We start from the raw sequence: 13834 nt of genomic DNA, 5'->3' as shown, positions 1-13834 counted from the left end.
CATTGGGTTAGAATGCCCTCCTTTTCTGCCCCCGATCCTTGAGGACCGCCATGTTCAGCCGTGATTTGACTATTGCCAAGTTCGACGCCGATCTCTTCGCCGCCATGGAGCAAGAAGCCGTGCGCCAGGAAGAGCACATTGAGCTGATCGCTTCGGAAAACTACACCAGCCCCGCGGTCATGGAGGCTCAAGGTTCGGTTCTGACCAACAAGTACGCCGAAGGCTACCCAGGCAAGCGCTACTACGGTGGTTGCGAGTACGTCGACGTGGTTGAGCAACTGGCCATCGACCGCGCCAAGGAGCTGTTCGGCGCCGATTACGCCAACGTCCAGCCACATGCCGGCTCCCAAGCCAACAGCGCCGTGTACCTGGCCCTGCTGCAAGGCGGCGACACCATCCTGGGCATGAGCCTGGCCCACGGCGGTCACCTGACCCACGGTGCAAGCGTGTCCTCCTCCGGCAAGCTGTACAACGCCGTTCAATACGGTATCGATGCCAATGGCCTGATCGACTACGACGAAGTCGAGCGCCTGGCAGTCGAGCACAAACCAAAAATGATCGTGGCTGGTTTCTCTGCCTACTCGCAGATCCTGGATTTCCCACGCTTCCGCGCCATCGCCGACAAAGTGGGCGCGTACCTGTTCGTGGACATGGCCCACGTGGCCGGTCTGGTCGCCGCTGGCGTCTACCCGAACCCGGTGCCTTACGCTGACGTGGTCACCACCACCACCCACAAAACCCTGCGCGGTCCGCGTGGTGGCCTGATCCTGGCGCGCGCCAATGCCGAGATCGAGAAAAAGCTGAACTCCGCCGTGTTCCCAGGCGCCCAGGGTGGCCCGCTGGAGCATGTCATCGCCGCTAAAGCGATCTGCTTCAAGGAAGCACTGCAGCCTGAGTTCAAGACCTACCAGCAACAAGTGGTGAAGAACGCCAAGGCCATGGCCGGCGTGTTCATCGAGCGCGGCTTCGACGTGGTCTCCGGCGGTACTGAGAACCACCTGTTCCTGCTGTCGCTGATCAAGCAGGACATCTCCGGTAAAGATGCCGACGCTGCCCTGGGCAAAGCCTTCATCACCGTGAACAAAAACTCGGTACCGAACGACCCACGTTCGCCGTTCGTCACTTCCGGCCTGCGCTTCGGCACCCCGGCGGTGACCACTCGTGGCTTCAAGGAAGCCGAGTGCAAGGAACTGGCCGGCTGGATCTGCGACATCCTGGCTGACCTGAACAACGAAGCCGTGATCGACGCAGTGCGCGAAAAAGTCAAGGCGATCTGCAAGAAGCTGCCGGTATACGGCGCTTGATCGCAGTAGCTTGAACAAGAAGCCCGGCTCTAGAGCCGGGCTTTTTTATGCCTGGTCTGCAACTTGAAATGAGATCAACTGTGGGTGGGGCAAGCCCCCCTCCCACATTGTTTTCAGGGTTGGTAGACCTTGGCAAAGCCTTCGCGGATTTTGTCTTCCGGCAACTCGTCGGCAATAAACACAATCACACTTTCCCGCGCCTCACCCTCGGCCCACTCGGTGTCCCAGTCGAAGCCGTAGAGTTTCAGCACGCCCTGAAACACCATGCGCCGATCTTCCCCGGCAATGTTCAGCACGCCTTTGTAGCGCAGCAATTGTTTGCCGTGGTCTTCCAACAGTTCGTTCATAAACTCGCTGAGGCGGTCGATATCCAGCGGTTGGTCGGTGCGCAGCACCAGGCTGGAGATACGGTCCACGGAAGGCGCGGCGCTCACCGGGCGCAGGCTCATGCCGGCGTTGAGATTGAAACCGCGCACGTCGAGCAATTCGCCCAGATCGATCTGCCCATGGTCGACCACACGAATCGGCGCGCGACGGTTGATGCGGGTCAGGCGTTCGCTGAGGGCGTCGAATGTGGCGTCATCCACCAAATCACGCTTGCTCACCAGCAGGCGGTCGGCAAAGCCAATCTGCGCCTGGGCGATGGTCTGGGTCAGGTGGTGCTCGGCGTGGGCTGCGTCCACCAGAGTGATGATGCCGTCGAGGATGTAGCGCTCGCGCAATTCCTCGTCGATGAAAAAAGTCTGGGCCACGGGAGCGGGGTCGGCCAGGCCGGTGCATTCGATCACCAGGCGGTCGAACGCGATTTCGCCACTGTCCAGGCGTTCAAGCAGCAGGTACAGGGCTTTGGTCAGGTCCGTGTGGATGGTGCAGCACACGCAGCCGTTGGACAGCGTCATGACTTGCACCGGCTCCTCACCCAACAGCTGGGTGTCGATACCGGCGTCGCTGAATTCGTTTTCGATCACGGCGATTTTCAGGCCGTGTTCGGCTTTGAGCAGGTGGCGCAGCAAGGTGGTTTTACCGGCGCCAAGGAAGCCGCTGAGAACGGTAACGGGAATGGGAGAGGACACAACAATTCTCCTTATAGCTGAAGAAACACAAAACAATGTGGGAGGGGGCTTGCCCCCGATAGCGGCGTGTCAGTGGCAGATAAGTGCCTGGCACACTGCTGTCGGGAGCAAGCCCCCTCCCACAAGGAACACTGTCAGCCGGATTACCCGGTCAACAGCACTTGGGCCCACCCTTGCCACCGTAACGGGCTTCCTGGCGTTCGCGGAAGAACGCCTTGTAGTCCATCACTGGTTTATCCGGGTGCTTGGTTTGCATATGCTCGACGTAGGTGTCGTAGTCGGGCATGCCGACCATCAGGCGTGCGGCCTGACCGAGGTATTTACCCAGGCGACTGATGTCATTGAACATGGCTGCAATCCTCGATCATGCGTCCGGTATGGCCTGGAACGGGGCTTCTTTATCCGTGCGTTCTTTGTTGCCCCAGGCGGCGACGCCGACCTTGAGCGCATAGAACAGGATGCTGAACACCACGAACAGAAACAGCGCCGTCAGCGTCGCGTTGGTGTAGGCATTCCAGATCACATGCTGCATCTGGTCGATGCTCTTGGCCGGCGCGAGGATCTGGCCACCGGCCAGGGCATCGCTGTACTTCTTGGCCAGGGACAGGAAGCCGATTGCCGGGTTGGCGTCGAACAGCTTGATGAAGCCTGCGGTGGTGGTGCAGATCAGCAGCCAGACCGCCGGCAGCATGGTCACCCAGATGTAGCGCTGGCGTTTCATTTTGATCAGCACCACGGTGGCCAGCATCAGCGCGATACCCGCCAGCATCTGGTTGGAGATACCGAACAGGGGCCACAAGGTGTTGATGCCGCCCAGTGGGTCGATCACCCCTTGATACAGCAGGTAACCCCACATCGCTACGCAACCGGCGGTCGCGATCAGGTTGGCAGTCCACGACTCGGTACGCTTGAGCGCCGGCACGAACGAACCCAGCAGATCCTGCAGCATGAAGCGACCGGCACGGGTACCGGCGTCGACAGCGGTGAGGATGAACAAGGCTTCGAACAGAATCGCAAAGTGGTACCAGAACGCCATGGTGTTTTCACCCGGCAGCACACTGTGCAGGATCTGCGCGATCCCCACCGCCAGGGTCGGCGCACCGCCGGCACGGGCCAGGATGGTGGTTTCGCCGATGTCATGGGCCACCGCTTGCAGCGCTTCCGGGGTGATAGCAAAACCCCAACTGCTGACGGTCTGCGCCACGGCCATTACATCCCCGCCAACTACGGCGGCCGGGCTGTTCATGGCGAAGTACACACCCGGCTCGATCACCGAGGCCGCCACCATCGCCATAATGGCCACGAACGACTCCATCAACATGCCGCCGTAACCGATGTAGCGGGCGTTGGTCTCATTATCCAGCAGCTTGGGCGTGGTGCCCGAGGAGATCAGCGCGTGGAAACCCGAGACCGCACCGCAAGCGATGGTGATGAACAGGAACGGGAACAGCCCGCCTTTCCACACCGGGCCGGTGCCATCGATAAACTGGGTCAGCGCCGGCATTTTCAGCTCGGGCATGGTGACCAGGATGCCGATTGCCAGGGCAATGATGGTGCCGATCTTGAGGAAGGTGGACAGGTAGTCCCGTGGGGCCAGGATCAGCCACACCGGCAGTACCGCCGCTACGAAGCCGTAGCCGATCAGCATCCAGGTGATCTGCACGCCGGTAAAGCTGAACGCCTTGGCCCACACCGGATCGGCGGCAATCTGCCCGCCCAGCCAGATCGAACCGAGCAGCAACAGCACGCCGATGATGGAGATTTCACCGATACGGCCTGGGCGGATATAGCGCATGTAGATGCCCATGAACATCGCGATCGGGATGGTCGCCATCACGGTGAAGATGCCCCATGGGCTCTCGGCCAGGGCCTTGACCACGATCAGTGCCAGCACCGCGAGGATGATGATCATGATCAGGAAGCAGCCAAACAGCGCGATGGTCCCCGGAATGCGCCCCATCTCTTCGCGCACCATATCCCCCAGGGAACGGCCATTGCGACGGGTGGACAGGAACAGCACCATAAAGTCCTGTACCGCACCGGCCAGCACTACACCGGCAATCAGCCACAGCGTGCCGGGCAGGTAACCCATTTGCGCTGCCAGTACTGGGCCGACCAGCGGGCCTGCGCCGGCAATTGCCGCGAAGTGGTGACCGAACAGGATGTGTTTGTTGGTCGGCACATAGTCCAGACCGTCGTTATTGAGCACTGCGGGGGTGGCCCGCCGTGGGTCAAGCTGCATCACATTGTTAGCGATGAACAGGCTGTAGTACCGGTAAGCAACCAGGTAAATGGCCACTGCGGCCACCACAATCCACAAGGCGTTGATCGCCTCGCCGCGGCGCAAGGCCACTACGCCCAGGGCGCACGCTCCTACGATTGCCAGCACCAGCCAGGGTAAGTGGCGTAGCAGGCTATTATTATTTTTCATTTTTATATTCCAGCCAGGGTGGACAGAAAGGACAACCACCCGGAGTTTAGCGCTGTTGGCCTCAAAGGCCACCCCCCTCCATTGGTCTAGAGCCTTGCAACGCGGAAAAAAGCAGAAAAAACCGCCCAATGATGGCGCAGGGCTACACTCCATCCATCTCCAGAGGGTTTCACCATGACCAATCACCCGTCCGACCGCCGCTGTTTCCGCCGCATCGCCCTGGATGCGAAAACCGAACTTCGACAAAACGGCGAGGAATGGCCGGTAAAGTTGGTGGACTTGTCGTTAAAGGGCCTGGCGGTAAAACGGCCGGAGCCCTGGAAGGGCAATAAAGCCCTGCCGTTCGACGTCGATATCCGTCTGGACCCAAAGGCGCATATCAAAATGCAGGTCAAGCTGACCCACGACGATCACGGCCAACTGGGCTTTGTGTGCAAAGAGATCGACTTGGATTCGATCAGCCACTTGCGGCGGCTGATCGAGTTGAACCTCGGCGATCAAGCGGAACTTGAGCGAGAGTTGGGCGCGTTATTGGAGGTATAAGCTCAGGGAAACGCCTCGCGAGCGGGAAACTCGCTTTCCATGTCCCAGTAACCCTTTTTCTGACTCGACGCGACTTGCCATTGCCCGTCGACATAGCGATACGTCTGGTAGCGCGTGGTGAAATCGTCCTCACCGTCGCCGTCCATAAAAGACGATACCTGCAACAGTTCATCCGGCCCGCCACTGGCCGGCGTCGCCACCTGCCAGTCAGCCTTTCCCGTGTGCGCCAGGGTCAGCGGCTGGGATTTGCCGTCCGCGCCGGTGAAGCTCAGCGGTGTGAGTTGCTGCTTGGCCGGTAGCAGCATTTGGGTGGCTGGGCCGCTGTAAGTGCCCATTGGCGCAGTCATGTCGATGCTCAAAAAATACACAGGTTCGGGCAACCCCTTGAGCGGGGCCTCGCTGACCTCGGCCAGTGGGTAGCCGAGGTCCTGTTGCGCGATCACCTGATCGGCAGCCGACACCAGGCGCACTTGAGCCTCAAGCAACGGGTTGTCGACCAGATCGCCGGGCTCGTCGAACGAGTCCTCATCCAGCCCGCTGCCCCAGCTGTCCTTGTGCATCTGCGCGCTGATGCGCTGGTCTTCCAGGATCTGCAACTGGCTGCCCTGCTCGGTTGCCAGGGTTTGCGCCAGGCGATAGCCCGCCGGCGGCGCCGCCGCCCAGGTCATGGCGGAGGCGGCGGTCAGGGTGACAAATAGGGCGGCAATGCCCCAGTGCTTGGATCGTTGCATAGCGGCCCGTCCTGATTTATTCGAAAAGTGCATCCAGCGCCTGCTCCAGTCGCGTCACCGCAATGATCTGCAACCCCGCCGGCGCTTCCTTCGGCGCGTTGCCCTTGGGCACGATCGCGCGCTTGAAGCCGTGCTTGGCGGCTTCCTTGAGACGTTCCTGACCGCTCGGCACCGGGCGCACTTCGCCGGACAGGCCGACCTCACCAAATACCAACAGGTCGTGGGGCAATGGCCGATTGCGCAGGCTGGACATCACCGCCGCCATCAACGCCAGGTCCGACGCGGTTTCCAGCACCTTGACCCCGCCGACCACGTTAAGGAACACGTCTTGATCGTGGGTCGGAATGCCGCCATGGCGGTGCAGCACCGCGAGCAGCATCGCCAGACGGTTCTGATCCAAGCCAAGGGTGACGCGGCGCGGGTTGGCCAAGTGGCTGTCATCCACCAGCGCCTGCACTTCCACCAACATTGGCCGGGTGCCTTCCCACGTCGCCATTACCACGCTACCGGGGACTTCTTCTTGAGCGCGAGTCAGGAAAATCGCCGAAGGGTTGGAGACTTCTTTCAACCCGCGGTCGGTCATGGCGAATACGCCCAGCTCGTTGACCGCGCCGAAGCGGTTTTTCACTGCCCGCAACAAGCGCAGACGGCCGTCGGACTCGCCCTCGAAATACAAAACCGTATCGACCATATGTTCCAGCACCCGAGGCCCGGCCAAGGCGCCTTCTTTGGTCACATGGCCGACCAGGAAAATCGCCGTGCCGCTCTGCTTGGCATAACGCACCAGCAGCGCCGCGCTCTCACGCACCTGGGACACGCCGCCCGGCGCCGACTGCAATTGCTCGGTGAAAATCGTCTGGATCGAGTCGATCACCATGACTTTCGGCTTTTCGATCCGCGCCGTGGCGATGATGCTTTCGATGCAGGTCTCGGTCATCACCCGCAACTGGTCCTGGGGCAGGCCCAGACGACGGGCGCGCATGGCCACTTGTTGCTGGGATTCTTCACCGGTGACGTACAGCGCCGGCATGCGGCTGGCGATGCTGCACAAGGTCTGCAACAGGATGGTCGACTTACCGATGCCTGGGTCGCCGCCGATCAGCACCACTGAGCCATCCACCAAGCCGCCGCCCAGCACCCGGTCAAGTTCGCCGGATGCCGTGGAAAAACGCGGGATTTCTTCGACGCTGACTTCAGCCAGGGTTTTGATCTGCGCCTGTTGCCCGGTCCAGCCGGCGCGACCGGTAGGCGCCGCCGCCCCGCCGCTCTCGATCATGGTTTCCGTCAGGGTGTTCCACGCCCCGCATTCGCCGCACTGGCCGGCCCACTTGGGAAAGGTCGCGCCGCACTCCGTGCAGCCGTACATGCGCTTGGCCTTTGCCATTCGAGAACCTCCAACCGAAAAACCGCGATGATAGCTCAGCGCGACGCTGGGGTCCGGATTTCACCACTGGCCAATCGCGAGGCGCTATTGCCCACCGGGTCTTCGGCGTTGAGGTCGGCGCCCTTGGCCTTCAGTTCATCCAGCAGTTCGACGCGCTTGAACAGCCCGGCGTACATGGCGGCGGTCTGCCCGGCGCCGTTGCGCTGGTCGGGGTTGCAGTCGGTGGCCAGCAAGCGCTGGGCGATTTTCAGCTCACCCTTGAAGATTGCGCCCATCAGCGCGGTATTGCCGCGTTTGTCCTGCACACAGGCATCGGCACCGGCGGCGAGCAAACGATCCACGAACGGAGCCTGGCCGTGGTAGGCGGCCAGGATCAGGGCGGTGTAGCCCTTGTCGTCCTGGGTATTGAGGCTGTAGCCGGACTCGATGAAGGTATTGAGCATATCGAGGTCGCCACGGCGGGCGGCGTCGAAGTAATAGTCCTGCAACTGCGCTTTGAGCGCGGCGGGATCGGGGGATTCAGCCTGGGCGGTGAACGCCAGCAGGGCGATCAGCAAACCGATAGTTAAACGCATGGGTTTTCTCCTGCCAGGGATCGACGCCGTTGGCCGGCGCCGATCGGAACCAACGGATCAGTCGGTCAGTTTGTCGGCCAACGCCTTCACGCGGGCCAGGTCACCCTTGGCGACGTTGGCCACACCGGTGCCGTATTCCGGATCAGCCTTGTAAAGGAAGGACAGGATGATGTGCTTGCTCACGTCGTCCGTTGTAGCCAGGGAACCACCGAAGTTTTCGATCAGGTTCTGACGCTCTTTCTGACTGTACGAACGGTACAGATCACCGGCCTGCTTGAAGTTCTGCTCACGCTGGATCTTCGCTTGCTGGGTGCTGCCGGTCAGCGGCAACTGGCTGTAGCGCGCGGCTTGTGGCTCTTCCCGTGGTTCCAGGCGACTTGGCTGATAATTCACGCCGCTGCTGGTTTTACCGCTGTTCATCGCGCCATCCTGGTTGCCGTTGTTGACGGTCACGCGTGGGGCGTTGATCGGCAGTTGCAGGGCATTGGCGCCCAGGCGGTACATCTGGGTATCGGCGTAGGAGAACACCCGACCTTGCAGCAGACGGTCTTCAGACGGCTCGATGCCCGGCACCAGATTGGCCGGCGCCATGGCGACTTGTTCGGTCTCCTGGAATACGTTAGCCGGATTGCGGTTCAGTACCATCTGCCCCACTTTGCGCTCGGGCACATTCGGCCAGATCTTAGTAGCGTCCAGTGGATCGAAGTCGAACTTGGCCAAGTCTTCCGGTTTGAGCACCTGCACATACAAGTCCCACTTAGGGAAGTCGCCCTTGTTGATATGGGTGACCAAGTCGTTAGTCATGTGGCTGTAATCACGCCCTTGCACATCGACCACTTGTTTCGGATCCAAGTTCTTGATGCCTTGCAGGCTCTTCCAATGGAACTTGACGTAGTGCACTTCCCCTTTGGCGTTAATCAACTTGTAAGCATGTACGCCATTACCGTCCATCTCCCGGTAACTGTCAGGCGTGCCGTAGTCCGAGTACAACTCGGTGAGGGTGCGGGTTGCTTCGGGAACATGGGAGAAGAAGTCGAAACGGCGGGAGTCGTCGTCCAGGTTAGTGCGCGGGTCGGGTTTGAATGCGTGCACCATATCTGGGAACTTGATGGCGTCGCGGATAAAGAACGTCGGGAAGTTATTCCCGACCAGGTCCCAGTTGCCGTCGGCCGTGTAGAACTTGGTGGCGAAGCCGCGCGGATCACGCAGGGTTTCCGGGGAATGGTTGCCATGCACCACGGCGGAGAAGCGCACGAACACCGGGGTTGTTTCGCCGGGAGCAAATACTTTGGCCTTGGTCAGGTCGCTGAGGCCATCGGTGACGGTGAAGGTGCCGTGGGCACCGGTGCCGCGCGCGTGCACCACGCGCTCGGGGATGCGTTCGCGGTCGAAGCGTTGCAGTTTCTGAATCAGTTGCACGTCTTGTAACAGCGCCGGGCCGGTGGCGCCGGCGGTCTGGGAGTTCTGGTTGTCGCCAACGGCGGCACCGTTGTCACGCGTGAGGGTGGCGGCGTGTACAGACAGGGAAAGCAGGCTGGCGGTGGCCAGGATCAACGCGTGCCGCGTCAAAACCGGGCCGCGGCTGAGTGAGTTTTTCATCAAGGTTTCCTCTGGTTTTTTTGATGCACATTCAGTTGTGCTTGCCAGAGGCTAGTGACCCAAGAGTCAGAAGATAAATAGAAAAGCCGTACCAGCCCGATTAACAAAATAATCTGGTAAGCCACTGAATTTCTGGGTATTTCGCGCGCGATTGATGGCACTTTGCAAACTATTTGCGTTTTAATGTGTCGATAAAAACCAACAGTGTTAAGAGTTGTTTCGCGCAAGCCCGCAACGACTGACTTACACTGAGCCCCACCCTTCTCATCTGTAACAAGGAATAACCTATGGGCGTGATCAGTGAGTTCAAGGCCTTCGCGGTCAAAGGTAATGTGGTCGACATGGCCGTCGGTATCATCATCGGCGCCGCCTTCGGCAAAATTGTTTCCTCGTTTGTAGGCGACGTGGTGATGCCGCCTCTCGGTCTGTTGATCGGCGGGGTGGACTTCGGTGATCTGGCGATCACCCTCAAGGCAGCCCAAGGCGACGCACCGGCTGTGGTGCTGGCCTACGGCAAGTTCATCCAGAGCGTGGTCGACTTCCTGATTGTGGCGTTTGCGATCTTCATGGGCGTGAAGGTGATCAACCGTCTCAAGCGCGAAGAGGCCAAGGCGCCGACCCTGCCGCCGACGCCGACCAAGGAAGAAGTGTTGTTGGGCGAGATCCGCGATCTGCTCAAGGCACAGCACGACAAACCGCTTTAAACCGCAGCGGTTTGGAAAAAAGGCGCCTCCAGCAGGCGCCTTTTGTTTACCAGTAGTTTTCCACCGCCACCTGGCCAGGGCGCCGGGATAGCGACAGATTCATGTCGCGTTTTTTCAGCAACTGACGGGTGTCATCGACCATTTGCGGGTTACCGCAAATCAGCACGCGTGAGTGTTCGGGGCTCAACTCTACGCCGGCCGCGCGCTCCAGTTCGCCGTTTTCGATCAGCGTGGTGATACGCCCATTCAGCGCGCCAGGGTGCTGCTCGCGGGTGACGATGGGCAAGTAGGTAAGCTTATGCGCGTACTCGGCCAGGTACTCGCGCTCGCCCAGCTCCTTAATCAACGCCTGATAGGCCAGTTCCTTGGCTTCGCGGGCGCTGTACACCAGGATGATGCGCTCGAATTTCTCCCAGGCTTCGAAGTCCTGCAGGATCGACAGAAACGGCGCCACCCCGGTGCCCGTGCCCAGCAGCCATAGGTCACGACCATCGACGAAGCGGCTCAATGTCAGGTAACCCGTGGCCTGGCGCTCCACCATCAACGTATCGCCGACGCGCAGGCGGCTCAGTTCACTGGTGAACTCCCCGCCGGGGACGACAATCGAGAAAAAATCCAAATATTCATCGAAGGGCGCCGACACCACCGAATACGCACGCCAGACCGTGCTGCCATCGGCTTTGGTGACGCCCAGGCGCACAAACTGGCCGGCGGTAAAACGAAAGCCGGGGTCACGGGTGGTACGCAGGGTGAACAGGCTGGGGGTCAGCGATTGCACATCGAGCAAGGTCTGACAGGTGTATTTTTCAGCACTGGCCGTCATGGGGAACTCCGTTCTGCAGAAGGCGCTAGTGTCCCTCAAAGCGGCGCCGGCTAACACCGATGATTGAAATCTCCTGACCCAATATGCGAGCAAGTGATGTTCTAACGCTGTAAAGACCACTAACTAATTAAGGTTATTAGCGCCGCAAGCCTGTATGAACGCGCACTAATTATTTGGCTATTAATCCACTACCAAACTAAAACCATTCCCTATCATCCAATCAAAAGATATCAAATTGATATTATGCGCAGCCCCCTTGAATCCAATGGGAAGGCCATAAGCAAGGCGAAATTAATTACACAGAATTCCGATTCTTGTATAAGGCCAACGCTTTAAATAGCCACCTAACATACTGATTTTTTCATACGAATAAATAGCCCATGTCCTACACTCTTTTCCGTGCAGCGTTGGGATTCAGGACGTACCCAAGTCACATATACACCCATGGAGAGTTATCGATGGTCAACTGGCGCAATACACGGGTCCCCAAACTGGAAGAAGAGGACGAGATCACCAGTGTCTTCGAGATGGTTATCAATGAAACATATTCACTCGGCTTCCAATTCTGCTCATTCAAGATGAGTGCACAACATCAAAACAGTCAAAATGTCATCTTCGAGAAGAACAGCTATCCAAACGAATGGAACACGTTATACCGAGAAGCGCATTTCTCCAGCACTGATCCTGTCATGTCTCATTGCCAACGCTCTGTCCTGCCCTTTGTCTGGAAAGAAAGTGCATTTAACAGCGCACCTCACTTGTGGGAACTGGCCACCTCCTATGGCGTTCATCTGGGCTGGACTCAACCACTGCATGGGCCTCAGGGCGTCTTCAGCATGCTAACTCTAAGTCGTGGCAGAGGTGAGATCACACCGGAGGAGCTGTATGAAAAAGCCGGCAATGCGCTCTGGCTGTGTCATGCAATGCATACCGTGGTGGCGAATAAGTACGCCGATGGGCCAGCCGCGAAACCATGCAGCAAGCTGACGCCCCGCGAGATCGAAGTATTGCGCTGGTCTGCACTGGGCAAGACCGCTGCCGAGATTGCACAGATCCTGTGTTTGTCCGAACGTACAGTCGGCTTTCACAATTGCAGCTCGATGCGAAAACTGGGGGTCAACAATAAAATCGCGGCCGTGATGGTGGCCGCAAAGGCTGGGTTTCTTTAAACATCGCATGTAATCCGCATGAAAAAACCGTAACATTTACGACCAGTTCCGGGTGATGACGCGGCGCGCGCCGGCGCGTCGTCGTTCATCCCAATGGTTCGATTACCCAGAGTTTTCTCCCCCCATGCCCCTGCTCGACAGCCCCTTCGCTCAGCTCGATCTGATCCGCCAACCCGAGCAGCACAACGACCCGCTGCAAGCCTTCGACGCCGCCGACGAATACCTGCTCAACCACTTGGCCGCCCAGCGGCCGAGCGTCGACACCCGCGTGTTGGTGCTCAATGACAGCTTTGGCGCTTTGGCGGCCAGTCTGCAAGGCCAGGTGCAGGTGATTTCCAGCGGCGACTCGTTTCTGGCGGCCCAGGGCCTGGAAAAAAACCTGGTGCGCAACGCCAAGGCGTTCGATGCAGTGCCGTTCATTCCCGCCAGCGAAACCCCAACCGGGCCGTTCGACCGCGTGCTGATCCGCGTGCCGAAAACCCTGGCGCTGCTTGAGGAACAGTTGATCCGCTTACAAGGCCAACTGGCCCCGGGCGCCGAAGTGATTGCCGGGGCGATGGTCAAACACCTGCCACGCGCAGCCGGTGACCTGCTGGAGCGTTACATCGGGCCGATGCACGCCTCACTGGCGGCGAAGAAAGCTCGCCTGTTGATCGCCACCGTTGCCGAGCGCCCCGCCGCCGCCTCGCCCTACCCGACCCGCTACCGCCTGGATACACCCGCCATCGAGCTGCTGAACCACGCCAACGTGTTCTGCCGTGAAGGCCTGGACATCGGCACCCGCGCCTTCCTGCCGCACTTGCCCACCGGTCTGGGTAACGCCCGCGTTGCCGACCTCGGCTGCGGCAACGGCGTATTGGCGATTGCCAGCGCACTGCACAACCCCGACGCCCACTACACCCTGGTGGACGAGTCCTACATGGCCGTGCAATCGGCCCGTGAGAACTGGCAGGCCGCGCTGGGTGAACGTGACGTGAGCGTGCGCGCCGCCGATGGCCTGGCCGGCCAAGAGCCGCAGTCCCTGGACGTGGTGCTGTGCAATCCACCGTTCCACCAGCAGCAGGTGGTGGGCGACTTCCTCGCCTGGCGCATGTTCCAGCAGGCCCGCGAGGCCTTGGTGGTGGGCGGTGCGCTGTATATCGTCGGCAACCGTCACTTGGGTTATCACAGCAAACTGGCGCGGTTGTTCCGCGGCGTCGAGCAAGTGGCGGCCACGCCCAAGTTCGTGATTCTCAAAGCGCGCAAATAAAAAAAGACCCCGCCCCTACAAGATGTAGGAGCAGGGTCAAAAAACCGTGCCGCAAGGCAACGGGATGGGATGTCAGTGAGTGGTCAGGCCGGCCGCATTCATAAACATGCGCATCAGGCTGGCGACAACAAACAGCACCAGCACACTGCCGGTCCAGATCATTGCCAACCACCCCAGGCGCCGCCACAGCGGCTGCTTTTCAGCCTGTTCGATCTCGTGCAACGAAGGTTTGCCGGACATGTCACGCCC

The 13834-nt window shown here is 59.8% G+C and carries 14 protein-coding genes; 5 read left to right on the top strand and 9 right to left on the bottom strand.

Annotated elements, in window-relative coordinates; genetic code table 11:
- The first annotated feature begins 50 nt into the window (after positions 1 to 50).
- Positions 51 to 1304: a serine hydroxymethyltransferase gene (gene glyA / locus ABX75_RS12780; protein WP_034115170.1), complete on the top strand. Its 1254-nt coding sequence runs from the start codon at positions 51 to 53 to the stop codon at positions 1302 to 1304.
- A 113-nt stretch (positions 1305 to 1417) separates the two neighbouring features.
- On the opposite strand, the gene yjiA is transcribed toward glyA, so the two are convergent.
- The 3 genes from yjiA to ABX75_RS12765 form a co-directional block, all read right to left on the bottom strand.
- Positions 1418 to 2377 (bottom strand): GTPase, encoded by a 960-nt coding sequence (gene yjiA, locus ABX75_RS12775; protein ID WP_034100832.1) that lies wholly within the window; start codon positions 2375 to 2377, stop codon positions 1418 to 1420.
- 151 nt (positions 2378 to 2528) lie between these two features.
- Positions 2529 to 2726 carry a YbdD/YjiX family protein gene (locus ABX75_RS12770; protein ID WP_003194308.1) on the bottom strand — a complete coding sequence of 66 codons (198 nt, stop codon included), beginning with the start codon at positions 2724 to 2726 and terminating at the stop codon, positions 2529 to 2531.
- 15 nt (positions 2727 to 2741) lie between these two features.
- The gene (locus ABX75_RS12765; protein ID WP_034100834.1) at positions 2742 to 4808 is read right to left on the bottom strand and encodes a carbon starvation CstA family protein; all 2067 of its coding nucleotides are present in this window, start codon (positions 4806 to 4808) and stop codon (positions 2742 to 2744) included.
- 174 nt (positions 4809 to 4982) lie between these two features.
- Between ABX75_RS12765 and ABX75_RS12760 the strand changes: the two genes are divergently transcribed.
- Positions 4983 to 5351, top strand: a complete 369-nt coding sequence (locus ABX75_RS12760) for a PilZ domain-containing protein (RefSeq protein WP_047882031.1) — start codon at positions 4983 to 4985, stop codon at positions 5349 to 5351.
- A gap of 2 nt (positions 5352 to 5353) precedes the next feature.
- On the opposite strand, the gene ABX75_RS12755 is transcribed toward ABX75_RS12760, so the two are convergent.
- From ABX75_RS12755 to katB, 4 genes are read right to left on the bottom strand one after another with little or no spacing between them, the layout of a single operon-like run.
- Positions 5354 to 6082: a hypothetical protein gene (locus ABX75_RS12755; RefSeq protein ID WP_034115172.1), complete on the bottom strand. Its 729-nt coding sequence runs from the start codon at positions 6080 to 6082 to the stop codon at positions 5354 to 5356.
- A 16-nt stretch (positions 6083 to 6098) separates the two neighbouring features.
- A complete protein-coding gene (gene radA, locus ABX75_RS12750; RefSeq protein ID WP_017528869.1) occupies positions 6099 to 7466 on the bottom strand; it encodes a DNA repair protein RadA in 1368 nt (455 codons plus the stop codon).
- 35 nt (positions 7467 to 7501) lie between these two features.
- A complete protein-coding gene (locus tag ABX75_RS12745) occupies positions 7502 to 8041 on the bottom strand; it encodes an ankyrin repeat domain-containing protein (RefSeq protein WP_040265489.1) in 540 nt (179 codons plus the stop codon).
- 57 nt (positions 8042 to 8098) lie between these two features.
- Positions 8099 to 9640, bottom strand: a complete 1542-nt coding sequence (gene katB, locus ABX75_RS12740; RefSeq protein ID WP_047882030.1) for a catalase KatB — start codon at positions 9638 to 9640, stop codon at positions 8099 to 8101.
- A 287-nt stretch (positions 9641 to 9927) separates the two neighbouring features.
- On the opposite strand from katB, the gene mscL reads away from it, so the two are divergent.
- On the top strand, positions 9928 to 10344 hold the full coding sequence (mscL, locus tag ABX75_RS12735; protein ID WP_034100843.1) for a large-conductance mechanosensitive channel protein MscL: 417 nt from the start codon (positions 9928 to 9930) through the stop codon (positions 10342 to 10344).
- 46 nt (positions 10345 to 10390) lie between these two features.
- Here mscL and ABX75_RS12730 read toward each other — a convergent pair whose 3' ends face one another.
- Positions 10391 to 11167 (bottom strand): ferredoxin--NADP reductase, encoded by a 777-nt coding sequence (locus ABX75_RS12730; RefSeq protein ID WP_047882029.1) that lies wholly within the window; start codon positions 11165 to 11167, stop codon positions 10391 to 10393.
- Positions 11168 to 11625: 458 nt separating this feature from the next.
- Between ABX75_RS12730 and ABX75_RS12725 the strand changes: the two genes are divergently transcribed.
- Complete coding sequence (locus ABX75_RS12725; protein ID WP_034100847.1) at positions 11626 to 12336, top strand: LuxR family transcriptional regulator; 711 nt, start codon at positions 11626 to 11628, stop codon at positions 12334 to 12336.
- Positions 12337 to 12460: 124 nt separating this feature from the next.
- Positions 12461 to 13585, top strand: coding sequence for a methyltransferase (locus ABX75_RS12720; RefSeq protein WP_047882028.1), 1125 nt, complete (start codon positions 12461 to 12463; stop codon positions 13583 to 13585).
- A 72-nt stretch (positions 13586 to 13657) separates the two neighbouring features.
- Here the strand turns inward: ABX75_RS12720 and ABX75_RS28390 are convergent, their stop codons facing one another.
- Complete coding sequence (locus tag ABX75_RS28390) at positions 13658 to 13825, bottom strand: DUF2474 domain-containing protein (protein WP_080758794.1); 168 nt, start codon at positions 13823 to 13825, stop codon at positions 13658 to 13660.
- Positions 13826 to 13834: the final 9 nt, after the last annotated feature.

It is taken from the genome of Pseudomonas sp. ARP3 (assembly GCF_001029595.1).
Classification (GTDB): Bacteria; Pseudomonadota; Gammaproteobacteria; order Pseudomonadales; family Pseudomonadaceae; genus Aquipseudomonas; species Aquipseudomonas rhodesiae.
The sequence above is the reverse complement of the archived record's forward strand: the minus strand, read 5'-3'. Positions and strand labels throughout refer to the sequence as shown.